Origin of the sequence: Trichocoleus sp. DQ-A1 (genome assembly GCF_039961955.1) — a bacterium.
Classification (GTDB): Bacteria; Cyanobacteriota; Cyanobacteriia; order Cyanobacteriales; family FACHB-T130; genus FACHB-T130.
Genome location: NZ_JAMPKE010000022.1, coordinates 29681 through 53683, shown reverse-complemented (window position 1 = coordinate 53683; position 24003 = coordinate 29681). Strand labels below are relative to the sequence as shown.

Below are 24003 nucleotides of genomic sequence, written 5' to 3'. Positions count from 1 at the left end.
AAAGTTACGAAAGAATGCGGTCGAAATCCCTGGAAATTAATGTTATTCGATTGATTAGGTTAAATAGTGGCTTGAATACTCCCAGAAGCCGCTAATGGCGAATTAAGTTAGGTTAAAAGAGGCAAGCACAAGCGTGAATCGGTACTCCCTCATCCAGTCTCGGCGCTACGATCCCGAAGCGATCGCCCAGTACTTCCGCTATCGTCCCTGGCGAGTTCTCTGGCGAGCCATCAAAATTATCTGGTTATTTGCAGGGTTTGTTCTGGGCTTAAAGTGGGACGATTGGCTGAACCAGGACTGGAAGAATCGAGAGAAACGCGCCACTCAACTGCGGGAAATCCTCACTCGCCTGGGTCCAACCTTTATTAAAGTCGGTCAAGCTCTCTCCACAAGACCCGACTTAGTGCGGAAAGACTTTTTAGAAGAACTCATCAAATTACAAGACCAACTGCCGCCATTTGATAATGCGATCGCATTCAATATCATTGAAACCGAGCTAGAACGCTCAGTAGAAGAGATATATAGAGAAATATCCCCAGAACCACTTGCAGCCGCCAGTCTGGGTCAAGTTTATCGAGCGCGTCTTCACACCGGCGAAGAAGTCGCTGTCAAGGTACAACGCCCCAACTTGCTACCAACCATCACCCTCGATCTTTACTTGATGCGATGGATGGCGGCTTGGTTGAGTCCTTGGCTTCCCCTAAATTTAGGGCATAACCTGACTCTGATCGTCGATGAATTCGGTTACAAGTTATTTGAAGAAATTGACTACCTCAACGAAGGACGAAACGCCGAAAAGTTTGCCACTAATTTCCGCGATGACCCCAGCGTTAAAGTCCCAGCCATCTACTGGCGCTACACCAACACTCGCGTCCTGACTCTAGAGTGGATTGACGGCTTCAAACTGAACGATACCGAGCGCATTAAAGCAGCCGATTTGGAAACTGATACTTTGATCGAGATTGGCGTCACCGCTGGTCTACGACAGCTATTGGAATACGGCTTTTTCCATGCTGATCCCCATCCAGGTAACCTGTTTGCCCTGCCAGATGGTCGTATGGCTTATATAGACTTTGGCATGATGGATCAGATGGAGGAGGATACCAAAGAAACCCTCGTCAGTGCCGTCGTTCACCTAATTAACAAAGACTATATTGAGTTAGCCAAAGACTTTGTTAAGCTAGGCTTTTTGACGCCAGAAACGGATATTGTTCCGATCATTCCAGCGCTAGAAAGCGTACTGGGAGATGTCATCGGCGAAAGTGTACAAGACTTTAACTTTAAGACAATTACAGACAAGTTCTCGGAACTGATGTACGACTATCCGTTCCGAATTCCGGCGAAATTTGCCTTAATTATTCGTTCCTTGGTGACACAAGAGGGATTGGCTCTCAGCTTAAATCCCAATTTCAAAATTGTCGAAGTTGCCTATCCCTACGTAGCGCGGCGTTTGCTGACTGGCGAATCTCCAGAAATGCGGCGACGTTTAATTGAAGTCTTGTTCAAAGACGGCAAATTCCAATGGCAGCGGTTAGAGAACATGATTGCGATCGCTCGCTCAGATGATAACTTCGATCTATTGCCTACGGCTCAACTAGGATTACAGTTTCTCCTCTCTGAAGAAGGACAATTTCTGCGACGCCAAGTGCTAATCGCTTTGACAGAAGATGACCGACTTCATACCGAAGAAGTGCGACGTCTATGGAATCTAGTGAAAGATGACCTGAAGCCGTCACGGTTGTTTAATGTAGCCCTCGGAGCCTTGACGGAACTCTCCACTGAAGGAGTCGCCGCACTATTACCTTCTTTTGCCACACTTGCTGCCTTGCAGGAGAGAGAATAAAGTGTTGGGTCTTAGGGAATCGGTAATGAGTAATTGGTAATTGGCGCGGTGTGCAACTTTCTGTATTTCTCCCTCCATCTCATGGGGGGATTGGGGGAGCTGACAAAATTTGCTTGACATTTCGATCGCCCCAACCCCTGATAAATTAGAGGCTGAGAAAAAGTTGCACATAGCGGTAATTGGTAATTCCATTACCGATTCCCCGTTGCCCATTTACCCGTTACCTATTAGGAGTTTTTAGTGTACTATTTCCCAGATCCGCCGTATTTTTTACTTGTTTTCGGTTTGTTTGCTGGAATAACCTGTGGTCTTGCTTTTGAAGCCACCCTCAAACAGCAAGTGCGGGAATGGTCGAAGAACCGCTCTACCCGGACTTTGGCTCAGATGCAAGGGATACAATTACAGTTGCCATTCTTGGGAATTTGTGGCGGAATCTGTCTGTTTCTAGTAGCTGGATTAGAGATTTTTGGCTTTCCTGGATGGCTGTCTTTTGGGACTTCAATGCCCCTCACTCTATTTATTGGCATGTTAGTTTGGTCGCAACTCAAAAGCCTTTTAGGTCAGCTAGAACGCGGTGGCTCTCGCGCACTTGATTTAGATGCTTGGGAATAAGCGATTAGCGATTCGCTTTGCTATTTAAAAGAGAGAGGGTAAGCAACTGCTTACCCTCTTTCTTTTAGATTAAATAGCAATGATTATTTGGAACCGATATTAGTAGACATCCGCGAAGTCCCAACCATCAACATAGCCCAAAGGCCCTGGCGTCGCCCCAGGAACAACAACTTTATACCACTTGTTGCTCCATTGGTTTTGGTCTGGATGGAAGTCTAGAGTTGTGCCAGTGGGTAAAGTTTTAATAATGCGACCCGAACATGGCGATGACCGAACATTTAACGGCCCTTTTGTTACGCGAACCTTTCCAGGAGCGAGAGGATTAACGATCATCCATCCTTGAGCACGATTGCTATCACAAGCATTTGTAGAATTAAATCCGTAAGTTACGCGAATCCAAGTATAACCATTGCCTTGCTGAGTACCTCCGCTAGGATCGTTGAGAACATCAGCTCCGGGTCTAGCGACCCGCAGGATACGGCAGCTGGTACTGGGACAAGAGCGAATGTTCACGGTACTCAGGACGTTATAAACCCGACCATCATCCGTCGCCGTGCCAGCGATACCTGCACCGAGAGCATTTGCCGTACCAACCCTAGCTTTTATCGCTTCGCGGGCTGTCTGAGCTTCCGTAACACCTCCCGCTTGTTCTGGTGCGACAGTTCTGGGAGCAAATTTGTTACCATCTTGAGAAGGTTCAGCTAAATTTTTGGGGACGGACAAACCTACTGCAAGGGCTAGTAGCGTAACCGTTGTGGCACATCCACCAATTACTTTAAGAGATCCAAGGCGCATAGTAGTTCTTTTCCTTTAAATCAGTCTGTGAAGGTCGTTTTCCTTCCGCATGTTATTAAACACAATGATGCAAACTGATTTTTCGGACTTGCCTACAATCAAAAATTCCATATCTATCTCAAGATATATTTAAGAGTCAATAGGGAACTTTTTGAGCCTAATTTTTATCTTTATTCCAATTTTCCAGCTCTAGAAAAAGGCGATCGCTTTCAGTTGTAAAAGGGATCGCCTTTGGGATTTAAAGCGGGAAAAAATTCAACAGCTTGCCGGTGTGAAGATAGCGGCTTCGATGCGATTCAGGGCTTTTTCCAGATCGTCGTTCATGATTTGAATATCGAATTCACTCGCCGCAGCAATTTCGGCTTCGGCACGGTTAAGCCGTCGCGCGATCGCCACCTCTGAATCTTGCCCGCGTCCTCGGATTCGATTTTCTAGTTCGCTGACGGAAGGCGGTAGGATAAAAATCTGTAGGGCGCTTGGGAAATTTTGTCTGATCTGCCGCGCCCCTTCTAGTTCAATTTCTAATATCACCCACTGACCCTGCTGGATTTGCTCCTCCACTTGTCGTCGTAGGGTGCCATAACAGTTACCAGCAAACTCAGCCCACTCCAGTAATTCACCAGCTTCCAGCATTTGCTCAAACTGGTTGCGGCTAACAAAATAATAGTGTTTTCCCTCAATTTCGCCGGGACGAGGGGCGCGAGTCGTCGCGGATACAGAATAATACAGTTCCGGATGACGCTGCAAGAGCGATCGCAGCAAAGTACCTTTGCCTACGCCACTCGGCCCAGTCAAAACAATCAGCCTGCCAGTTTTCATGCTCCTATCACCCGTGAAAATGCCTATTGCCTTAATTGTTGCTGGCATTCACGTCTTTGCCAATCACAAAGCGATGAGCAACGGTTTCAGGCTGAATGGCGGAGAGAATGATGTGGCTGGAATCGGTAATAATTACCGCGCGAGTGCGACGCCCATAGGTTGCATCAATCAACTGCCCTCTATCTCTGGCGTCGGTGATAATCCGTTTAATGGGCGCAGATTCTGGACTGACAATGGCAACCACTCGGTTTGCAGACACGATGTTACCAAAACCGATATTGATTAACTGAATGTCCATATAAAACTAGCGGCATAACCGCCTAAAAAGCTTATTTAAGTCTAGTTCCCATGTTATCTACAAAATTTTTGACTTACAAGCCTAAAATCCACAAAAACTCGCGTTTTTACGGGATCGCTGCTTTTTTTTCCCTTTTACCCCTATTATCTATTCCGAAAGGCAGAGGCAGGTTTGGCAGCCACGTCAATGGTTAACCAACACATTTGGTTTAATTCATCTTTCCCGCCGCTGGCTGTGAACTAGATGAAAAATAAATACTAGCGTGGCTGGAACAGGTTGAACGACGCGATCGCTTCACGATTGTCTGTAGAATCGCTCTCCGTTCACGGGGTGGGAAGTATTTCTTTGTATTCCTATAAAAATCAAATTCTACCAGAGGATGGCTGGTTGCAACTATTTACGAGATTTTACATAGATCGCTTCTCAGTAGAATTACAATTAATCCGCTTTTTTAACCTTTTTTAAAAATTAACTACAGTATTTTTATTGAGAAAAATATTTTTTTATACCCCAAGATATCGAAAGTAAAATGCTTTTATCTAGGTTTTTCCATAACTTCAAAATACAAACTATAGCGATAAAGTTTTCGTAAAATAAGCTATTTTTAGCAGCGTTTATTGGCATGAGTCATTTATGCTAAAAAAGTAGCGCCAACCAAAGCACGGCAAGCGGGGGCGTAAAGATCAATCCTGATATACCGTGCTTCACTTACCAAAACCAGGGAATAAAAAAATGGCTATTCGTAAAACACTTATTGGATTATTGATTGCCACTTTAGGGATATTATCGGCTCCATCTGATGCAAAAGCAATTTCTTTAAGTTATTTAGAAACCGACCAAGCCTTTAAGAATTTAAATGTAGATTTATTGTTTGTTGCGGAGGGTCGGATTGGCAGTAGCAATAACAGCACTTACGAACTCGATTTGCACGATGATACTGGCAGCACTAATTTTACAGTGCAGAAACAACAGGAATTAACAGATTCAAATTACTGGCAAAGTGGAAGAGTGGATGCTTTCACTTTGGCTTACGACGCACTCACAAAGATCGTTACCTACAAAGTCGGAAACCAAACTTTAGCTTACGATTACACATCGAAATTTACTCAAGGCGTCACAGATATCTTTGTCCGCACTAGAGCAAATAACACGAATAGCAGCATGATGGTCAAAGACTTATTGCTGAAAGATGCGTCGGGTACGAAGTCCATCGCCGAAACTTCTAGCGTTTCATGTACCCTGAGTCCTAATTGCACAACCTGGTACAAGGATGCCAATGGCAATATTTTTGAGGATGTGAAGGGGGGAGTGCAATATCTTCGGATCGGCGATGTATCGGGGAGTTTCAGCCTTACAGGGAATTCAATTATGAGTTGGACGGGAAAAATCCCTACCCAATCCAATCTCGCCTACCAAATCAAAGTTGGGACGACCGATGACTGGAAAAACCAACAGAGCGTTCCAGAACCCAGCGCGACGCTAGGATTGACCTTGGGCGCGATCGCACTCGGTTTAAAAACTCGTCGCCGTCGCCAATCTGTCTAAGCCAATGTGTTTCAACAGAAACGGGTGATACTCATTAACGCACAAGGCTGTTTTAAAATAGCTTTGTGCGTTTTTTTGTCGGAAGTAGCCTGAAACTGAGAGGATAGAAAGAGACCGCTCCTCGAAATCTTTACAAAAAATACCGATCGCGCGTGCAACTCGTTGACTTTACTACCTTAACTGCCACTTGTTCTGAGCTGCGTGCTGAGTGGATACCGGCGCGGCTGGAACAAGTTTATCAGCGCGATCGCTTTACAATTTCCATCGCCCTGCGAACCCTGAAGCGGCGGAGTTGGCTAACCGTTTCTTGGCATCCGCAAGCAGCGCGTGTTTGCATTGGCGAGCCACCCCCCCGCACGCCAGATACCTTTACCTTCAGCGACCAATTACGACATCAATTGGGTGGCTTTGCTTTGGTGGCGATAGAAGCGAGTAGCGCTGACGCGAATACACCTTCAGCGATCGCGCCTTGGGAACGAGTAATCGATTTACAATTTGCCAAACGCCCAGGAGATCCGGCTATCTGGCACTTGTACGTTGAAATTATGGGCAAATACAGCAACGTCATCCTTACCGGTGCAGACAACCTAATTGTCACCGCCGCCCATCAAGTCAACGCCCAACAATCTAGCGTCCGTACCATCCTTACCGGACAGCCCTACGAAGCTCCACCCGCCCTCACTGCAACCATCCCGTCTTTAAGTGAATCCCAAGAACGCTGGCAAGAACGGCTGAGTTTAATTCCCGCAGCACTGCGGCGTCAGATACTGAAAAATTACCGGGGTTTGAGTCCCGCGCTGGTTGTCTCAATGGTGCAAGCCGCTGGTCTAGATCCAGAGCAATCGACCGATACCCTCACACAATCTGACTGGGACGCATTATTTCTCCGATGGCAAGAATGGCTGCAAGCAATTCTGAAAAGCCAATCCTCTCAGTCTTCTATCCCCTCGCCTACGACACTCGTGACGCATAAGGAGACTGGGGCAGTTTTTCATCCCGGCTGGACACCTGAAGGATACAACGTCTTGGGCTGGGGCATTGTTAAGCCTGCTGAATCAATCCAAGAATTACTCAACCGCTACTACACCAATCGGCTCAATCAACAAGAATTTAACCAGATTCATCATCAGTTGAGCCAGAAACTCAACAACGTTCTGGAAAAATTACGCTTGAAGGCGTCTACTTTTACGGAACGCTTGCAGCAATCCGATCAAGCAGACCAATATCGGCAACAGGCAGATTTGCTGATGGCTTACCTTCAGAACTGGGAACCAGGGATGAAGTCAATTGACCTCAATGATTTTGACACCGACAAACCTGTCACAATTCCCCTCGACCCTGAAAAAAATGCCGTCCAAAATGCCCAATCCCTCTACAAGCGGCATCAGAAGCTGAAACGCGCTCGCTCAGCCGTTGAACCGTTACTTAACGAGGTGCAAACGGAAATAGACTACTTGGAGCAAGTGGAAGCTAGCCTAACTCAGCTGGATTCTTACGATGACCCAGAAGATTTACAAACGCTTTTAGAAATCCGCGATGAGCTGATACAGCAGCAGTATCTACAAGATCCGGACAACCGCATCCGTAGGGACGAGGAGGGAAGTCACCCTTATCGTTACCAGACGCCCAGCGGCTTTGAGTTATTGATTGGGCGCAATAACCGCCAGAACGACCAGCTAACCTTTCGGATGGCTGGGGATTACGACCTTTGGTTTCACACCCAGGAGATTCCCGGAAGTCATGGGCTGCTGAGGGTTGCGCCCGGTTCTGTCCCGGAAGAAGCCGATTTGCAATTTGCCGCCGATTTAATTTCCTACTACAGTCGTGCCAGACAAAGCGATCGCGTGCCAGTTGTTTACACGGAACCCAAGCACGTCTACAAACCCAAGGGTGCTAAACCGGGAATCGCTATTTATAAGCAGGAGCGCATTATCTGGGGGAGTCCTCAAACAGGAATCAACTATCTAAGGTAAGAAGTTTACAAAAAAATGTAAATATTTCTTTCAAAAAATGTGTATTTCCTGTTACAGTAAATATTAAAGAAATCTTACGGCTGGCGGTTGGGAACGCGCAGCTCTGGATTTCCTCGGATTAACGACAACAAAAATAAAGATTTTGTTCAACCAGCTGTCACATCGGCTGGTTTTTTTTCAGTGGTAAGTGGTCATTAGTCATATCGCAATCCGCTTCAGAGTTGTGAGCTGCCAGGGTTTAGATCCCCGACTTCTTTAAGAAGTCGGGGATCTCGTCTTCACGAATCCTTTAGGAGTGCTATCTCAAATCTGGTTGTATCCAAAATTAAGAAACGACCAATGACGGTTGACTCGTCACTAGAATGTAAACGTGGTGCGGATAGTGCCGATCACAATATCATCGTTACGATTATTGTGGTCGGGAGCAGTAAGCCAGATAACCCCAGGTGTGATGGCGATATTGTCTGTCAATTGATACTGATAGAACGCTTCAATATGCAGTGAAGTATCGTCATTGTCTCCCACGGGCGGGGTGGGGATGCCTGCTGCGGTTAATGCGGCGACTGCGCCGGGATTGATATCGATGGTTGAGTTAGTGACTTTCGGCTCCATCCCAACGATAATGCCAGCCAAGTTGCCTTGTTTACCCAAATCTGGGAAGGCTAAGGTGACAGCCCAGTTCCAGATGTCAACTTTGCCGCGCTCAATGAGTCCGCCTAAAGTGGAGAGGTTGCGCGTGTTGGTGTAGCCAACCCAGCCACCCAAAACAAAGCGATCGCTCAGTTGCCAAGATAACTCTACCCCATAAGAATTGCTGATCACGGGGAGATTGGTGCTGAACCCTAAGTTAGTTAAACCCCCGCCGACCGAACTACCGTCAATATCGGTATCGAAGAAGCGGGCAAGTCCGCCCTGGAAATTAGCGAGATTGCTACCAGTGCCGGTGTCATTGTTGTTGTAGGAATGAATGTACGTCAAGCCCAGCTTCAAGCGATCGCTTGGCTTGATCAATAGCTGTGCCAAGGCACCATAAGGGCCATTGAACAAACCACCATCTTCTTCCGGGTTAGCGGCGTCCCCTGCTAAATAGCCTAAGCTGAGTTCAAAGCGATCGCCCAACTGCTGCCTTAGTCCAACTCCAGCACCTTCTGCTAGGTAATAAATCGGCGGGCGCGTTCCAAAGGTAGAGAGTGCCCCAGTTGTACCATCACCGTCGAGGAAGTTGACGGTATCGGTAAAGTCATCCGCCGCACCTGCATTTGCCGCAACCACCACTTCTGTTCTCTCACCGATGGGGAAAGCGTAAAGAAACGCATCCACGAAAACATTACTGTCGGTATCACCTGAGAAAAACAGGTTGCCTTCTGGTGTCAAAGTGCGTTCGGTAAGAGAACCCAGTCCTTCCGCTTGCAGTCGCGTTCTCAGCACATCTTTCCCGGTGAAGCTGGTTTCAAAATTCAGACGGGTACGATGACCAAAAATCGCTACATCGTCGATCTCATCGCCAGTCGCATCTTCTCCCTTGAAAATCCCTGCCAGCGCAAAGATCGCTTCTCCCTGTAGTTTGGTGGTGGTGGAAAATTGATGGCTTTCCAGAAAAGCGGTGCGACCTTCTAAATTATCAACGCGCGTCCGCAATGTCGCCAATTCCGCGCCAAATTCATCAATCAGTCGCTGTAATGTAGTTAAATCCGCTTTGGTGACGAAATCTGCCGAACTGGCGGCAATCAATTTCTCGATTTGTTGCAGACAAGCATTCAAACCGGCGGCAAATTCATACCGGCTGAGTGCCCGGTTGCCGCGAAAGGTGCCATCGGGATATCCTGCAATACAACCGTAACGTTCGACAAGCGATCGCAGTGCTTCATACGCCCAATCTGTCGGTTCTACGTCTTGCAGTTGGGAAACATTAGTGACTTGTTCTAGAGAACTATCCAGAGAACTATCCGTGTCCTCTGGATTGGTATAAACATCGATTTGTTCTAAAACGTCGGCATCAGCCGTTACTGATGTCGGGGTGGTAGCTGGGATTTGGGCTAAATCCGCCACTGTTGACTGATTCGGCGCGATCGCCGCTGATGCGGGTGTTTCTACCTTGACAGCAGATGTCTCGTCCAGCTTCATCTCAGAAGTGGTAATTGGGGCAGCTGCCACGGCTACCGAGTTTGATACCAATTCTTCATTTTTTTGATGTAACGCTTGAGATTCCTCTTGATCCTCCTTGATTGGGAGAGTCGGAGCGATCGCATCCTCGATTGCGTTCTCCTTAACTTCCATCACCGCCGGGGTTTCCGTTGCGAATGCCCCCGCATCCGTTAACAACATTGCACCGAACACTGCTGGGCTTACCAGCAGCGCATTCCACAGGTTTTTAAATTTCATTTCTCACTCCTGACACCCTTTCAAGATTCTCCGCAGCGACTGACTGCTCTACAGTTTGCTAAAGACAATTTATTGACAATTTTGCTGAATTTTGCTTATAAATTGCCTTTTTCCAATGAAAAGCATCCGTTGCTGCTGAGAAATTTTGCTTTTAAACACTTAAGAGACAAGATTTCTCCAACTTTTACAATCCCCCCTGATGGCATTTACCAGTCAAAACTCAACTATCGGCAGCAATATCATACTAAAATGAGAATTATTCTCATAATATTAAAACAAGACTCATTCTCAAAAAAAGTAGATTGACACTTCCACCGTCAATCAGGAGATAAACCGTGACGTGCCTTAGAATCCGACATTATTCGAGCAAGCTTGCCCTACCTTTATTACTGCTGCCAGTGTTCGCTGCTGGGTGTACCTCATCAAATACTTCTGTCCCATCCCCACAGCAGAGTGCTTCACCGCAGTCGCCAGTAGCAGCGCAGAATCCGAAGTCTCCACGGGTAGTGGCAACGTTTTTGCCGATTTATTGGTTTACCAAGGCAGTTGCGGGTAACAAAGCGCAGGTAGAAATTTTAGTGCCACCAGGATCGGAAGTGCATGAGTATCAAGCGACACCCGCAAACGTGCAAGCGATCGCCCAAGCAGATGTGCTGGTAAAAAATGGCTTCGGCTTGGAAGAATTTCTTCAAGAAACTATCAAAAATTCTGGAAACGCTCAGATTAAAGAAATTGATAGTAGTAAAAGCATTAACGCCTTAGAAGACGCCTCACCCGTGGTGAATGGTCAAGCAGCTAGCCACGAAGACCACAACCACGAGGGAGAAGCCGGTGCAAAGGCAGAAGAACACGACCATGCAGAAGGTAATCCTCACGTTTGGCTCGATCCAGTCCGAGCAAAACAGCAAGTAGAGAACATTCGTGATGGTTTAATTGCAGCCAATCCTGAGAACAAAGCGACTTATCAAGCAAACGCCACCGCCTACATTCAGCAACTGGAAGCACTAGACAAAGAATTTCAGCAGCGTCTGCAACCTTATCGCGGTTGTACTTATGTCACCTTCCATGACGCCTATCCTTACATTGCTCAACGCTACCAGCTTCAACAAGTTGCAGTAGTTCAGATTCCCGAAGATAACCTTTCGCCTGCTGACATCCAAAAGGCGGTTGGGGCAGTGAAAAAGTACAATGTTAAAGCCCTACTTGGCGAACCAGGAACTGACAATAAATTGCTTGAAAGTCTCTCTACCGACTTGAAATTAACCCTGAGAACCATCGATCCTCTGGAAAATGGCCCCCTGACTCCGGAGCATTATTTCACCGCGATGAAGCAAAATCTGCAAACCCTGGAAGCTGCCTGCAAGTAGACGTGAGAAACTCTGACGCCCCTATCCCATCGCCAATTCTGAAAGTTGACGGCTTAACTGTATATCTAGGCAGCTATCTGGCGCTTCGGGATGTCTCTTTTGAATTGCTACCCGGAACTGATACAGCAGTAGTTGGCCCGAATGGTGCGGGTAAAAGTACGCTGGTGCAAGCAATTCTGGGATTAATTCCGCGAAGTGCCGGAAAAGTAGAAATTTTTGACCGTCCAGTTGAACGTTTGGGGCATTGGTGTCACTGGTTAGGCTATATGCCGCAAAATTTTATCTTTGACCGGAGTTTTCCAATTTCTGTCGCCGAAATGGTGGGGTTGGGATGGGCGAAGAAAAATCAGGAGTCAGGAAAACTCAAGGCTCAAAACTTTTTGTCATTCTGGCGGAAAGATGAAAAGAAATCAGAAGCGATTGCTTCTGCCTTGAAACGGGTAGACGCTTATCACCTGCGCGGTCAATCCATTGGTACTCTGAGTGGTGGACAACTCAAGCGAGTTCTGCTGGCTTATTGTCTGGTGATGCCTCGTCAACTTCTAGTCCTGGATGAAGCGTTTGCCGGTGTGGATGTGCAGGGTGCAGCAGATTTTTATGCTTTGCTGAATGAACTCAAACGCGAGCAAAATTGGACGGTGTTGCAAGTTTCTCACGATATCGACATGGTCAGTCACCACTGCGATCGCGTTCTCTGCCTCAATCAAACGGTAGTCTGCACTGGCACCCCGGAAATTGCCCTTTCCCCTCAAAACCTGCTAGCCACTTATGGCCCAAGTTTCAGTCGCTATCATCATCACCACTAAAAAAAATCAAAATGCTAGGAGTTTTTAATATTTAATTGGCTTCATCCAAATGTTCTGCAACAGAGCGATAGAGGTCTAAAACGTGATTATCTTGAAGGCTATAGAAGACCTTGCGCCCACGCTTGCGGTAGCTAACCAGTCGCAGGGCACGTAAGGCTCTCAACTGATGGGAAACCGCTGACTCGCTCATTGCCAGCGCTCCTGCCAAGTCACACACACACAGTTCTTTGAGTGCCAAAACTGATAGAATCCGCAGGCGATTGGCGTCTCCTAAGAGACTAAAGAACTCCGCCATTCGCTGAGACTTCTCAGTGCTGAGAATCTGAGTTTGCAATTGGTGAACGTTATCTATGTCAAGCGGGTGTGGCGGATTACAATTTAAAGTTTCTGTCTTCTGAAGGTCGCTATTTACAGCTTCATCAGATGAAAGTTGCACTGACATTTCTCAAGCTATAGGTAGATACTCTTATCGTAACTGATTCGCTGACGTGGATGGAAAGCTCATGACTCTCCTAGATTTGTCGATCTCATTTCATTTTCGCTGGCTAGCGATCGCGGATAGCGCTAACTTAATCACCTTGTTGCAGTTTCCCTTCATGCAACGAGCGATCGCAGGTGGCGTCCTGATGGGACTCCTAGGCGGCTTTCTCGGCAGTTTTGTGACTTTGCGTCAGTTGTCTTTTTTCAGCCACGCCGTTGGTCACGCAGCTTTAGTCGGGCTAGTCATGGGAGTCTTATTGCAGCTAAATCCCACCTGGATGCTACTACCCTTTACGGTAATTTTTGGTCTAGCGGTTCTCTACTTGATTGATCAAACCAATCTCGCCAGCGACAACATCCTCAGCATTGTGCTATCCGGTGCCTTGGCAATTGGCGTCATCCTCAGCAGTTTTATCCAGGGATACCGAGGCAACCTCTTAGGCGCTCTATTTGGCGATATTCTCGCAATTAATAACACCGACTTGGTGCTGGTTTTCCTATTGCTTGTGGGCAGCGGTATCTTCTTACTGTCAACGCTGCGAGAGCAAATCTTATTGACGCTTAACCCCGATGTAGCAAAGGTTCAGGGTGTTCCAGTTCAGCTCTATCGCTACTTATTTGTTGTACTGCTGTCCCTGGCAGTTGCCGTTTCTATCAAAGCCGTAGGCATCTTACTCGTAAATGCCTTTCTAGTGATTCCCGCTTCTACTGCCAAGTTGTTGAGTCACCAATTTATCTACTTTCTCTGGCTCTCCGTTTTCTTGGGAGCGATGAGTAGCGTTGCTGGAATGATTGTATCCGGTCTTTTTAACTTTGCTTCTGGCCCTAGTATTGTTCTCGTCCAGTTTTTGCTGTTTCTAGCCGTCCTCGGCTGGGCAAAGCTGAATCTGCAAGCTAGCTGAGACAAGTAAGGTTAGCGGGTTGTGGATTAGCCGGTTGAAGGTTAACCAGTTTATGAGAACTTTCCACTGCTGTAAACCTTCAACCTTCAACTCTTGTAAGCTTTCAACCTTCAGTTAGCCGCAGTTACAGCCGTGATGGGAGCAGCCTTGTCCAGATTCGTGACCATTGGCACAAGCTTCGCCGCAGTAGTATTTACCACCTTTTTCCACCGCTTCGCTGATGGAAACAACGCACAGGCAAGATTCACAGGCACATTTCATCGAAGTTACGGTAGTCATCGCTTTGTCCTAGTCAACTCTTCATTTACTATAACATCTGAACAGATATTCAGATATCGCTTTTTTTCAGGAAGCGTTATAGAAATAGCGATACAGAGATAGCGATCGCCCTTGCTGGAACTGCGATCTCTGACAAAAAACAAAAATATTACCGAATCTGCCACTAGGGGCTTGTCAACACCGTCTAACTTTGTTAATTTAATAAAGCACCAAAAAAAGTGCGCCGGGATAGCTCAGTTGGTAGAGCAGAGGACTGAAAATCCTCGTGTCCGGAGTTCAAATCTCCGTCCTGGCATTTTCTAAAACATAGATTCAGCACAAATTTTAGCTGATTGTCACTGCTACATTCTTATCGGGATTCTGTAGATTCTACATAAATCCTGATTAATAATAAATAGCTATATAGCGATAAATTAAGGAATTTAGATTCCCGGCAACCCGCTTTTCTGCTGGATTGGCTTTGTCCTGGTCTTTCTGGTTTATTCGAGAGGTCTATGCAGTACGTACCGGATTGCGTAGTGATATTGCCGGAGAGCGTGCGATCGCGCTTAACAGACAAAATAAAATCCCTATGCCAGTAGTACAATCTGGAAATCCGGGATTAGTGGCTCTCCAAGAGCGCGTGAAAGTAGCGCCTCTTGGTTAGAGTTGGCTTAACTCTAATATCCACGCAATCGGGCTTGTCAAAACCACTTGGTTTTGGCAAGCCCGATTAATTTACGCGAACTTTTGAAACCCGCGCAAGTGGATTTAGGCGAATTTCACTCGCACTTGTTACGACAGCGCAATATTATAATTTCTGTTTAGTTTTTAAGACTTCTATGTAAGCGATGGGAAGAACCACAGGCCAGAAAACTGTTGCGACCGTCAAAGTGATAAAAGAGGAAAATCTTTCTTCCGTATTCCAACTGCGATCGCGCTTAAACAATTCTAGCCAGAGGGTAAACAAAGTAGCAGCTATCAACAGGTAAATCACTTCTATACAGATCATAAGTTTATCCGGAGTCCTTTATCTCTCTCTATTGAGCATTCCCATACCAGAGATCGAGAATTTTTATTGCTTAACAAAACTTAGCACTAAGGCATTTTCTCCCCTTCTCAGAGGCAAAGCCTGTTATGCCAACAACAGGAGCAAGTTATGTCGAAAATTCATAATTCAAGGATCTAGTAACGAACCATCAAGGTTGTTGCTAAAGTTAATTTTTGCTTTGCTAGGTCGCTCTATTACTTATCAACGCTTGCTTTGCCATTTACGCAAGCAATTCCGAGATTACACACGTTCCCTCCAACCGTAGGCAGTAGAAAGCGCAACAAGCAACAGTGCGTTAGTCCGGAAATCTATAAAAATTGAGCGCTTCAACAAAAGCCCCATACAGCCATTAGCTCAAGTATGACCGTCAAGCTAAAGGCAAGAAAAAACGAAACGTACTACCCTTTCCCAGTTCACTTTCTACTTCAATCTGACCGCCTTGCAATTCGAGCAACCGGGAGGAAATCGCTAAACCGATGCCGGTTCCTCTAGAATTTTGGCTTCGAGACTGTTCAGCCCGCCAAAATCGCTCAAAGATATGGGGCAAATCCTCTGGTGCAATTCCTTGACCCGTATCCACCACCGCAATCCAGAGGCGTTTTGGTTCATTCCAAGCTTTGACCGTAATCGAACCAGCACTGGTATATAGCAGCGCATTTCCCAACAAATTGACCAGAACCTGCTCCACACGGTCAATATCCGCTAAGACCGGGGGCAACTGGGGCGGACAGTCTAAGCGCAGCACCGGCCCATCGTCCAGCACTTGGTCAGAAAATTTTTCCAACAGGGACTCTAATAAAGGTCGTAGATTGACCGTCTGGAGATTTATTGGTAAATAACCCGCCTCTGCCTTAGAGAGTTCTTGCAAATCGTTGACTAACCGTTCTAGCCGGATTGTTTCCCTCACCAAGCGCTGGTAAATCTCTGGCGATGGTTCAATCCTGCTATCAGCCATCTCCTCCAGGTATCCGCGAATTACAGTTAGGGGCGTTCGGAGTTCATGGGTCAGGTCGCTAATCAGTTCTCGCCGCCGCTGTTCCACACCTTCAAGACTAGACGCCATGCGGTTAAAACTAGAACCCAGGCGGTTGAGTTCGGGAATTTCACTTTTTGGTAGTCGCTCATCTAGATGCCCAGCAGCAAACTTGCGGGTAATTTGTTCCATCTGGGTCAAAGGCTGGGTAATTCGGCGAGATACCCAGTAACTCAAGCCACCAGCAGCTGTAGCACCCGCGATAAATGACAAGAACGTGCTGCGACTCCAGGCTGTTTCAAACCCTCTCACCAGCTGCCTGCGAGCATAGCGTACCTGTATGCCGCTGACCTCGATTTGTTCGAGTTGGACGATAAAGAAGCGGGGAGAAGACAGTTTACTGATAACGAGTAGACTACCCACTCCTACCATCATTACTAAGAGATGGGAAAGAAACAAGCGCGATCGCAGTCCCATTTTATTCCGGGGCATTTTATAGAGGTGAATCTTCAAACTTATAGCCCACACCAACTACTGTCTTAATAAAGGTAGGATTCGCTGGGTCTGGTTCAATTTTTTTCCGCAACCGAGCCACATGAGTATCCACCACCCGTTCATCGCCAAAAAAATCGTTCCCCCAAAGCTTCTCAATGAGTTGCGTTCGGTTCCAGACGCGACTGGGATGACTGATAAAGGTTGTTAAGAGATTAAATTCTAAGGTAGTCAAATCAAGTGCTTCCCAAGGATGGGGACTCAGTTGACGAGAGGCAGAGTGCTGCTCTACATCAACCGTGAAATGCTGAGTGCGATAAACCTGATGTTGTCCGCCCTGACGCAGGCTACGCCGCAGTAACGCCCGAACTCTGGCAACCAGTTCTCTAGGGCTGAACGGCTTGACAAGGTAATCATCAGCACCCGTAGACAGACCGATTACCCGGTCAATTTCTTCCCCTCTAGCCGTTAGCATCAAAATATAGGGATCTTTCGCTCCTGGTTTCTGCCGTATTCTGGCACACACTTCCAGGCCATCCAAACCCGGTAACATCAAGTCGAGAATGATTAAATCTGGTTGTTGCTCTTGAAAAACTTGTAAAGCTCTCAGACCATCGCGACTCAGATGACAGGAAAACCCCTCTTTTTCTAAAGTTATTTGGATGAGTTTAGCAATTTCCGGTTCATCCTCAACAATCAAAATATCCATATTGCTCAAGAAACATATAAAGATAATAAAAAAATTCTTTCTATGTCATTTTAAATTCATCCATCTGGTGCAGAACCAGCAAATAATTCTGCAAGGATTGGATTCAGTGATGATAAACTATGAAACCTTAACTTACTCAATCCTAAGCTAAGTAATGTTAAACCAGTTCCTTCTGAGATTCTCAATACTTCGATAGTTCTAAGGGGAATTCGGGGCTTTGATAGGCTCCAATCGATCGTGCTTCTTTCTCGTGCGAATACACCAAACTCAGACTCAGCAAGGATTTTAGCCTATCATTTTGTACCTCGCTAGAGTTCAAGCCGCTGTAGTGCAAATGGTGAAAACGCGCTACCGAACGTTAACATAGCCCCAGCGTTGGGCAATCAAAGACAAGGCTTCCGGGAGTTGAGAAGCTTGTAATATTGAGCTAAGCTACTTGGATAAGTTTAATATTTGCTTTAGCTATAGCGGTTACTTTTTGAATATTTGGTTTAGCCACAATGGTTACTTTCAGAACCCTGATAATTAAGAATTAAGGAATTTAATTTTTAATCTTTTGGACGCATTGCCTCTCGACCTAGCATCATCATTCCGGCAACGCCCAAACAGACAAACCAAATATACTGATACCAATGTTCCCGCACCTGCTCAACAGGGCTAAGTTCTGGATGCAAGAGATACAGATAAAGCAGCAACAAAACCAGAAAAAGCGCCCCAAATCCCGAAAAAGTCAAACCAATTAGAATACGAGCTGGTTTCAATTCCTCATCGCTGATTTCATCCAAGTCAATCTCTGCCAGTTGGTTGAGAGATTCATCAGCCACCTCGGAAGCATCTTGCAAACTGATTGCCACTGGCGGCGGCAACACCGGCGACAGAGTTGCTAAGGTTTTGCGTCGCAGCAACCCTTCGGTGTCTCGCAGAAACTCCAAAGGTGTTAGCGTGGCAGCTCCAAAGGCGCTTCGCTCTGGTGGTTCAGCAAATTCAGTTGCTTCGGGAATTGAGGTTGCAGTAACTTCTGGTTCAAAATCCATCGCTTATTTCAATCCCTAATCGGAATTATAAACTTATGCCGACGCCTAACATTCTTTTAACCTGAAACCCTTTGTCATGTCACATCAAATTTGTCAGATTTTGTAGAAACTGCCTCGCGCTGCCAAGCCGCCGAGACAGTTTCTAGGAAACAATCAAAGTGGTGAATTTTCTAAACTTAGACGACACCGATACAAGGAATAAAGTAGCCCACCCTATCCCCTAAAAGCCCAATTTTTCCAACACTGGATGAGTCGAGACAATATGTCTATCCAAACCGAGCTGCTTCGGGCTAATCCCCAGCGCCAGAGAAATTAACTGGGGTAAATGCAGCACTGGCAAACCTAACTTATGCCCGATCGTTTTTTCAACCTCCGGTTGACGAGAGTCGAGATTTAGATGGCACAGGGGACAAGGCGTCACCATACAATCAGCACCTGCATCGAGGGCTTCTTGAATGTGCGACCCAGCCATCTTGAAAGATTGCGTGGTGGCATAGCTGGAAAGAGGCCATCCACAACACTGGGTGCGTCCTCGGTAGTAAACTGGCGTCGCCCCTACTGCCCGAAACACATTTTCCATCGATTCGGGTTGGAGAGGGTCGTCATAGGGGATATGAGTTTGGGCGCGGAGCAAATAGCAGCCATAAAATGCCGCACACTTCAAGCCAGCTAGTTTGCGGCTAACTCGATTTTGCAACTCCTCTAGTCCATAATCGGCGACTAATGCCCAAAGCAGATGTTTGACTTCTGTATTGCCTTGATAAGGAGAACAGCCTTCTTTCTTCAGTAAGCCATTCACCTGTTCTATATAAGCCGGGTTTGATTGTTGGGAGTCCTTCAAACGCTCATCCACATGACCAATTACGCCCTGGCAGGTACTGCAATGGGTTAACAACGGCAGATTCAGTTCTTCTGCTAGAGCAATATTGCGAGCGTTTACCGTATCTTCTAGCAGTTGAGAATCTTCTTTGTAGGTACCAGAACCACAACAAGCAGCTTTTTTTAGCTCAATCAGTTCGATGCCCAGGGCTTGGGTGAGGGCTGCTGTAGACTGGTAAAGCTCCCGGCAAGCGCCTTGAGCAACGCAGCCGGGAAAGTAAGCATATTTAAGAGTTGGGGATGCCATATTTTGACGAAAGACCAAAGGCAATTCAGAAGGACTGAGAATTTCAGGACTGTTAGCGTAGCGGGGCGTTAGCTTGGACTGAGCAGAGGAATGTCAGGAATCAGGAGGAGCAAAAAATTACTTTTTTCTTTTTTTCACTCAGTCCGCACTTTCACGCCTCTACGCTAACAGTTCTCAGTACTCCCTTTACCCCTATCATCGCTTGTCCATCCCATACTGGGGGCAACTGGTGACATTCGTTTAAGTTTCAATAGAACAGTGCCACTTGGAGAAGCGACTATCTATCGCTTTTGTTGTCCCCTCTTTCAGATAAGATGAAGAGATGCTTAGAACCGTATAACCCTAAGAACATAGCTTGAGGGAATGGGTAGAGGATCAATATGAGCCAAGAGGAAATTTTTGCAAGAGTCAAGAAGATTGTGGCGGAACAACTGGAGGTTGCACCCGACGAAGTCACGCCACAAGCTAACTTTGCTAACGATCTGGGAGCGGATTCCCTCGATACGGTTGAACTCGTAATGGCATTGGAAGAAGAGTTTGATATCGAAATTCCAGACGAGGCAGCTGAGCAAATTGCCACCGTTCAAGCCGTTGTGGACTACATCAGTGGCAAAGTGGCGGCTTCGGCATAAATAATCGTGCTGAATGCTGTAGGGGCGGGTAAAGAAGAATTTTCTTCGGGCGCGTTAATTAAAACTAATTAAAACTCGGTGCAAAACTCGCCCACAGGGAAGTCCTAAGTTGAAAATAACAATAGATACTTAGTTCTGAGTCTTCTTTCCTCGGTCCTATTACTGTTTTGCGTTTTGGGTGCAAAACCCATCTATTACTGGCATAATGACAAATTTTGAACGGAAGCGCGTTGTTGTAACAGGTCTCGGCGCGATTACACCGATAGGCAACACTTTGACAGATTATTGGTCAGGGTTGTTGAGCGGCACAAATGGCATTGGTCCGATTACATTGTTCGATCCTTCCCGGCATGATTGTCGCATCGCTGGTGAAGTCAAGGGATTTGACCCCCACAAATACCTGGAGCGTAAGGAAGCAAAGCGGATGGATCGCTTTGCTCAATTTGCGGTAGCTGCGAGCAAGCAGGCGATCGCAGACTCTCAATTTGTCATTAATGAGCTGAACGCAGAACAAGTCGGCGTCATCATTGGCAGCGGGGTGGGCGGTCTTAAAGTGTTGGAAGACCAGCAAGAAATCTACTTGAGTCGTGGTCCCGACCGCTGTAGCCCGTTTATGATTCCCATGATGATTGCCAACATGGCAGCGGGTTTAACGGCAATCCACACGGGTGCCAAAGGGCCAAACTCTTGCCCGGTGACAGCCTGTGCCTCTGGCTCTAACGCGGTGGGAGATGCCTTTCGCCTGATTCAAGGGGGATATGCCCAAGCGATGATTTGTGGTGGCAGCGAAGCCGCCGTGACACCTTTATCGTTGGCTGGATTTTCTTCAGCACGGGCACTTTCGACGCGCAATGACGACCCGGCTCATGCTTGTCGTCCTTTTGATCGCGATCGCGATGGCTTTGTCATGGGTGAAGGCGCTGGCATTTTAGTTTTGGAAGAACTGGAACACGCCTTAAGCCGTGGCGCTCGGATTTATGCAGAAATTGTCGGCTACGGCATGACTTGCGATGCCTACCATATGACTGCACCCGTTCCAGGTGGTGAAGGAGCTAGTAGAGCCATGCAGCTAGCTTTGAAAGATGCAGGATTGGCTCCCGATCGAGTTAGCTACGTCAATGCTCATGGAACCAGCACACCAGCCAACGATGTGACTGAGACAGCAGCAATCAAAAAAGCTTTAGGTGAGAGTGTTGCCTACAAAGTGGCGGTTAGCTCCACCAAATCGATGACGGGGCACCTGCTAGGGGGTTCTGGCGGGATTGAAGCAGTTGCTACGGTGATGGCGATCGCCCAAGACCAGATCCCTCCTACCATCAACCTGGAAAACCCCGATCCGGGTTGTGACCTGGATTATGTACCCAACAAAAGTCGCTCTCAAACCGTCGAGGTGGCGCTGTCGAACTCTTTCGGGTTTGGCGGTCACAACGTGACACTCGCATTTAAAAAGTACAGATAGGGGCGATAAAAATATCAGCGGGTCGGGTGAAGGAAAAAAATTTAATCCTTCACCCTTTATAATTTATCGTGTTTCTCACAAAGTACGGGATCTCCCATTCCGAATCGAGATGGGGTAAGCAAGACCACCTATTTCGATGGAATGGCGATCCCTTAATACTGCCCACGACTTGCCCATCCATCCGGCTAATGGGATGATCGGTTAATGGGTGCTTAGGGCGATCCAGAGCATTCAACTTCCCGCTCAGCCAATTAGCGTGCTAAACCGTCGTTAAGTAGAAGAGATTATGGCCGTTGCAACCCAATCACTCGAAGAACTTTGTATTAACTCCGTCCGCTTTCTGGCGATTGACGCCGTAGAGAAGGCAAAATCAGGGCATCCAGGGCTACCGATGGGCGCGGCTCCAATGGCATTTGTGCTTTGGGACCGCTTTATGCGGTATAACCCAAAAAATCCCAAATGGTTCAATCGCGATCGCTTCGTCCTCTCTGCCGGTCACGGCTCCATGTTACAGTACGCCTTACTGTATTTAACTGGTTACGAAGATTTAACGATTGAAGACCTCAAGCAGTTCCGGCAGTGGGAATCGAAAACTCCCGGTCACCCGGAAAACTTCATGACTCGAGGCGTAGAAGTCACTACAGGTCCCCTCGGTCAAGGAATTTCTAACGCTGTAGGCTTAGCAATGGCTGAAGCTCACCTAGCAGCTAAATTTAACAAGCCCGATCATACGATCGTAGACCACTACACTTATGTGATTTTGGGTGATGGTTGCAACCAAGAAGGCGTCTCTGCCGAAGCTTGTTCTCTAGCCGGACACCTGGGGCTGGGCAAACTGATTGCCCTGTACGATGACAACAAAATCACCATCGACGGTCACACCGATTTATCGTTCACAGAAGATGTCGGCAAGCGCTATGAAGCCTACGGCTGGCACGTCCTAACCGTAGAAGACGGCAACACCGACCTAGAGGCAATTCACAAAGCAATTGAAGCCGCTAAAGCTGTTACTGATAAGCCTTCATTAATTAAAGTTGCCACTACCATTGGTTACGGTTCTCCCAATAAAGCCAACACCCACGGCGTACATGGTTCTGCCTTGGGTGGGGATGAAGTGAAAGCAACTCGCGAGCATCTGGGTTGGGAATACGAGCCTTTTGAAGTTCCAGAAGATGCCCTCAACCATTGGCGCAAGGCAATCGAGCGCGGTGCTAAGTATGAGGAAGAGTGGAATAAAAACTGGGAAAATTACAAAGCCAAATATGAAGAGGAAGCTGCTGAATTAGAACGGCTAATTAGCAACAAACTGCCAGAAGGTTGGGACAAAGTTCTCCCCACCTACACCCCAGAAGACAAAGCAGATGCTACCCGCAATCACTCTGGAAAATGCTTGAATTCTCTAGCTGGAATTTTACCCGAACTCTTGGGTGGTTCAGCTGACTTGGCTGGTTCCTGCATGACCTTAATAAAGAGTTCTGGCGACTTCCTCAAAGGTCACTACGAAAATCGCAACCTGCGCTTTGGCGTCCGCGAACACGGTATGGGAGCGATTTGTAATGGCATTGCTCTGCACGGCACAGGTTTGATTCCCTATGGGGCAACCTTCTTAGTCTTTGCTGACTATATGCGGGCAGCAATTCGTCTCTCAGCGCTCTCTCATGCGGGCGTGATCTGGGTAATGACCCACGACTCAATCCAGTTAGGTGAAGATGGCCCTACTCACCAACCTGTGGAAACGATTGCCTCCCTGCGGGCTATTCCCCAGCTAACGGTAATGCGTCCTGCTGATGGAAACGAAACCTCTGGTTGTTATAAAGTGGCGATTGAGGCAGCTAACCAGCATCGTCCGACCCTTCTGGCGCTGTCTCGTTTAGCACAGCCCAACTTGGCTGGCACTTCGATTGAAGGCACCACTAAGGGTGGTTACATCCTTTCCGATAGCGATGGCACGCCTGAGATTATCTTGATTGGCAACGGAAGCGAACTGCAACTTTGCGCCAAGGCAGCAGACCAGTTGCGCGGTGAAGGGAAGAAAGTCCGTGTCGTTTCCCTGCCCAGCTGGGAGTTGTTCGACGAGCAGGATGAAGCTTACCGGGAATCTGTATTACCCAAGGCTGTCACTAAGCGCCTAGCTGTAGAAGCCGCTTCTAGTTTCGGCTGGTGCCGTTACCTCGGAAATGAAGGCGCGATGATTAGCATTGACCGCTTTGGCGTTTCTGCTCCAGGGCCAGTTGCTCTAGAGAAGTTCGGCTTCAATGTTGAGAACGTAGTAGCGAAGGCGAAGGCTCTGTTGGGCTAATACCTAAGTAATAATCTCTTGTCGGGTGGACTGAAAAGTCCACCCTTTTTTATTAGTATCTGAGTTAAGTAGGGACAATGCTCACCCCTATCAAAGTGATTGACTGACAAATCTCGGATTTGTAGGCTGGGTTGAGGTCACAAAACCT

General features: G+C 47.1%; 22 protein-coding genes and 1 tRNA gene. 12 read left to right on the top strand and 11 right to left on the bottom strand.

The genetic code is table 11. The features are described from left to right. The first annotated feature begins 133 nt into the window (after window positions 1-133). On the top strand, window positions 134-1843 hold the full coding sequence (locus NDI33_RS19315; protein ID WP_190413903.1) for an AarF/UbiB family protein: 1710 nt from the start codon (window positions 134-136) through the stop codon (window positions 1841-1843). 240 nt (window positions 1844-2083) lie between these two features. Further along, window positions 2084-2455 (top strand): hypothetical protein, encoded by a 372-nt coding sequence (locus tag NDI33_RS19310; protein WP_190413901.1) that lies wholly within the window; start codon window positions 2084-2086, stop codon window positions 2453-2455. Between the two features lie 99 nt (window positions 2456-2554). Here the strand turns inward: NDI33_RS19310 and NDI33_RS19305 are convergent, their stop codons facing one another. From NDI33_RS19305 to NDI33_RS19295, 3 genes are all read right to left on the bottom strand, one after another. Next, window positions 2555-3250 (bottom strand): SH3 domain-containing protein, encoded by a 696-nt coding sequence (locus tag NDI33_RS19305; protein WP_190413900.1) that lies wholly within the window; start codon window positions 3248-3250, stop codon window positions 2555-2557. A 255-nt stretch (window positions 3251-3505) separates the two neighbouring features. Beyond that, complete coding sequence (gene gmk / locus NDI33_RS19300; protein WP_190413938.1) at window positions 3506-4069, bottom strand: guanylate kinase; 564 nt, start codon at window positions 4067-4069, stop codon at window positions 3506-3508. Between the two features lie 31 nt (window positions 4070-4100). Further along, window positions 4101-4367, bottom strand: coding sequence for a DUF370 domain-containing protein (locus NDI33_RS19295; RefSeq protein WP_190413898.1), 267 nt, complete (start codon window positions 4365-4367; stop codon window positions 4101-4103). Window positions 4368-5099: 732 nt separating this feature from the next. Here NDI33_RS19295 and NDI33_RS19290 point away from each other — a divergent pair. Together NDI33_RS19290 and NDI33_RS19285 are read left to right on the top strand one after the other, a co-directional pair. Next, the gene (locus tag NDI33_RS19290) at window positions 5100-5912 is read left to right on the top strand and encodes a PEP-CTERM sorting domain-containing protein (protein WP_190675152.1); all 813 of its coding nucleotides are present in this window, start codon (window positions 5100-5102) and stop codon (window positions 5910-5912) included. A gap of 152 nt (window positions 5913-6064) precedes the next feature. Continuing rightward, window positions 6065-7885, top strand: a complete 1821-nt coding sequence (locus tag NDI33_RS19285; RefSeq protein WP_190675150.1) for an NFACT RNA binding domain-containing protein — start codon at window positions 6065-6067, stop codon at window positions 7883-7885. Between the two features lie 357 nt (window positions 7886-8242). Here the strand turns inward: NDI33_RS19285 and NDI33_RS19280 are convergent, their stop codons facing one another. Continuing rightward, on the bottom strand, window positions 8243-10267 hold the full coding sequence (locus NDI33_RS19280; protein WP_190438512.1) for an iron uptake porin: 2025 nt from the start codon (window positions 10265-10267) through the stop codon (window positions 8243-8245). 335 nt (window positions 10268-10602) lie between these two features. Here NDI33_RS19280 and NDI33_RS19275 point away from each other — a divergent pair, with 335 nt between their 5' ends. Next, window positions 10603-11634, top strand: a complete 1032-nt coding sequence (locus NDI33_RS19275) for a zinc ABC transporter substrate-binding protein (protein WP_190413891.1) — start codon at window positions 10603-10605, stop codon at window positions 11632-11634. A gap of 23 nt (window positions 11635-11657) precedes the next feature. Further along, on the top strand, window positions 11658-12440 hold the full coding sequence (locus tag NDI33_RS19270; protein ID WP_190675185.1) for an ATP-binding cassette domain-containing protein: 783 nt from the start codon (window positions 11658-11660) through the stop codon (window positions 12438-12440). 31 nt (window positions 12441-12471) lie between these two features. Here the strand turns inward: NDI33_RS19270 and NDI33_RS19265 are convergent, their stop codons facing one another. Then, a complete protein-coding gene (locus NDI33_RS19265; RefSeq protein WP_190530072.1) occupies window positions 12472-12882 on the bottom strand; it encodes a metalloregulator ArsR/SmtB family transcription factor in 411 nt (136 codons plus the stop codon). Window positions 12883-12943: 61 nt separating this feature from the next. On the opposite strand from NDI33_RS19265, the gene NDI33_RS19260 reads away from it, so the two are divergent. Continuing rightward, the gene (locus NDI33_RS19260; protein ID WP_190675148.1) at window positions 12944-13822 is read left to right on the top strand and encodes a metal ABC transporter permease; all 879 of its coding nucleotides are present in this window, start codon (window positions 12944-12946) and stop codon (window positions 13820-13822) included. A 114-nt stretch (window positions 13823-13936) separates the two neighbouring features. Here NDI33_RS19260 and NDI33_RS19255 read toward each other — a convergent pair whose 3' ends face one another. Further along, window positions 13937-14101 (bottom strand): metallothionein, encoded by a 165-nt coding sequence (locus NDI33_RS19255; RefSeq protein ID WP_190413885.1) that lies wholly within the window; start codon window positions 14099-14101, stop codon window positions 13937-13939. 222 nt (window positions 14102-14323) lie between these two features. Here NDI33_RS19255 and NDI33_RS19250 point away from each other — a divergent pair. Further along, window positions 14324-14396, top strand: a tRNA-Phe gene (locus NDI33_RS19250). Window positions 14397-14561: 165 nt separating this feature from the next. Further along, window positions 14562-14747 carry a hypothetical protein gene (locus NDI33_RS19245; RefSeq protein WP_190675146.1) on the top strand — a complete coding sequence of 62 codons (186 nt, stop codon included), beginning with the start codon at window positions 14562-14564 and terminating at the stop codon, window positions 14745-14747. A gap of 144 nt (window positions 14748-14891) precedes the next feature. On the opposite strand, the gene NDI33_RS19240 is transcribed toward NDI33_RS19245, so the two are convergent. From NDI33_RS19240 to NDI33_RS19220, 5 genes are all read right to left on the bottom strand, one after another. After that, window positions 14892-15092 (bottom strand): hypothetical protein, encoded by a 201-nt coding sequence (locus NDI33_RS19240; protein ID WP_190412997.1) that lies wholly within the window; start codon window positions 15090-15092, stop codon window positions 14892-14894. 406 nt (window positions 15093-15498) lie between these two features. Next, window positions 15499-16596: a HAMP domain-containing sensor histidine kinase gene (locus tag NDI33_RS19235; RefSeq protein WP_190675144.1), complete on the bottom strand. Its 1098-nt coding sequence runs from the start codon at window positions 16594-16596 to the stop codon at window positions 15499-15501. A gap of 1 nt (window position 16597) precedes the next feature. Next, entirely contained in the window at window positions 16598-17305 is a 708-nt protein-coding gene (locus NDI33_RS19230; RefSeq protein ID WP_190412999.1) for a response regulator transcription factor, read from the bottom strand. A gap of 548 nt (window positions 17306-17853) precedes the next feature. Continuing rightward, entirely contained in the window at window positions 17854-18339 is a 486-nt protein-coding gene (locus NDI33_RS19225; RefSeq protein ID WP_190536626.1) for a hypothetical protein, read from the bottom strand. Between the two features lie 220 nt (window positions 18340-18559). Beyond that, window positions 18560-19465 carry a CoB--CoM heterodisulfide reductase iron-sulfur subunit B family protein gene (locus NDI33_RS19220; protein WP_190413001.1) on the bottom strand — a complete coding sequence of 302 codons (906 nt, stop codon included), beginning with the start codon at window positions 19463-19465 and terminating at the stop codon, window positions 18560-18562. 380 nt (window positions 19466-19845) lie between these two features. On the opposite strand from NDI33_RS19220, the gene acpP reads away from it, so the two are divergent. The 3 genes from acpP to tkt all read left to right on the top strand — a co-directional run bounded on the left by acpP (window position 19846) and on the right by tkt (window position 23855). Next, window positions 19846-20097, top strand: coding sequence for an acyl carrier protein (gene acpP / locus NDI33_RS19215; protein ID WP_190413002.1), 252 nt, complete (start codon window positions 19846-19848; stop codon window positions 20095-20097). 205 nt (window positions 20098-20302) lie between these two features. Beyond that, entirely contained in the window at window positions 20303-21556 is a 1254-nt protein-coding gene (fabF, locus tag NDI33_RS19210; protein ID WP_190675142.1) for a beta-ketoacyl-ACP synthase II, read from the top strand. A 286-nt stretch (window positions 21557-21842) separates the two neighbouring features. Beyond that, on the top strand, window positions 21843-23855 hold the full coding sequence (gene tkt / locus NDI33_RS19205) for a transketolase (RefSeq protein WP_190675140.1): 2013 nt from the start codon (window positions 21843-21845) through the stop codon (window positions 23853-23855). Window positions 23856-24003 lie beyond the last annotated feature (148 nt).

Bases quoted from the DNA above. Each gene is read 5' to 3' on its own strand.
- NDI33_RS19305 (WP_190413900.1), bottom strand. From the start codon at position 3,250: ATGCGCCTTGGATCTCTTAAAGTAATTGGTGGATGTGCCACAACGGTT.
- NDI33_RS19260 (WP_190675148.1), top strand. From the start codon at position 12,944: ATGACTCTCCTAGATTTGTCGATCTCATTTCATTTTCGCTGGCTAGCG.
- NDI33_RS19235 (WP_190675144.1), bottom strand. From the start codon at position 16,596: ATGCCCCGGAATAAAATGGGACTGCGATCGCGCTTGTTTCTTTCCCAT.
- fabF (WP_190675142.1), top strand. From the start codon at position 20,303: ATGACAAATTTTGAACGGAAGCGCGTTGTTGTAACAGGTCTCGGCGCG.
- gmk (WP_190413938.1), bottom strand. From the start codon at position 4,069: ATGAAAACTGGCAGGCTGATTGTTTTGACTGGGCCGAGTGGCGTAGGC.
- tkt (WP_190675140.1), top strand. From the start codon at position 21,843: ATGGCCGTTGCAACCCAATCACTCGAAGAACTTTGTATTAACTCCGTC.
- acpP (WP_190413002.1), top strand. From the start codon at position 19,846: ATGAGCCAAGAGGAAATTTTTGCAAGAGTCAAGAAGATTGTGGCGGAA.
- NDI33_RS19295 (WP_190413898.1), bottom strand. From the start codon at position 4,367: ATGGACATTCAGTTAATCAATATCGGTTTTGGTAACATCGTGTCTGCA.
- NDI33_RS19225 (WP_190536626.1), bottom strand. From the start codon at position 18,339: ATGGATTTTGAACCAGAAGTTACTGCAACCTCAATTCCCGAAGCAACT.
- NDI33_RS19255 (WP_190413885.1), bottom strand. From the start codon at position 14,101: ATGACTACCGTAACTTCGATGAAATGTGCCTGTGAATCTTGCCTGTGC.
- NDI33_RS19280 (WP_190438512.1), bottom strand. From the start codon at position 10,267: ATGAAATTTAAAAACCTGTGGAATGCGCTGCTGGTAAGCCCAGCAGTG.
- NDI33_RS19230 (WP_190412999.1), bottom strand. From the start codon at position 17,305: ATGGATATTTTGATTGTTGAGGATGAACCGGAAATTGCTAAACTCATC.
- NDI33_RS19240 (WP_190412997.1), bottom strand. From the start codon at position 15,092: ATGATCTGTATAGAAGTGATTTACCTGTTGATAGCTGCTACTTTGTTT.
- NDI33_RS19220 (WP_190413001.1), bottom strand. From the start codon at position 19,465: ATGGCATCCCCAACTCTTAAATATGCTTACTTTCCCGGCTGCGTTGCT.
- NDI33_RS19290 (WP_190675152.1), top strand. From the start codon at position 5,100: ATGGCTATTCGTAAAACACTTATTGGATTATTGATTGCCACTTTAGGG.
- NDI33_RS19265 (WP_190530072.1), bottom strand. From the start codon at position 12,882: ATGTCAGTGCAACTTTCATCTGATGAAGCTGTAAATAGCGACCTTCAG.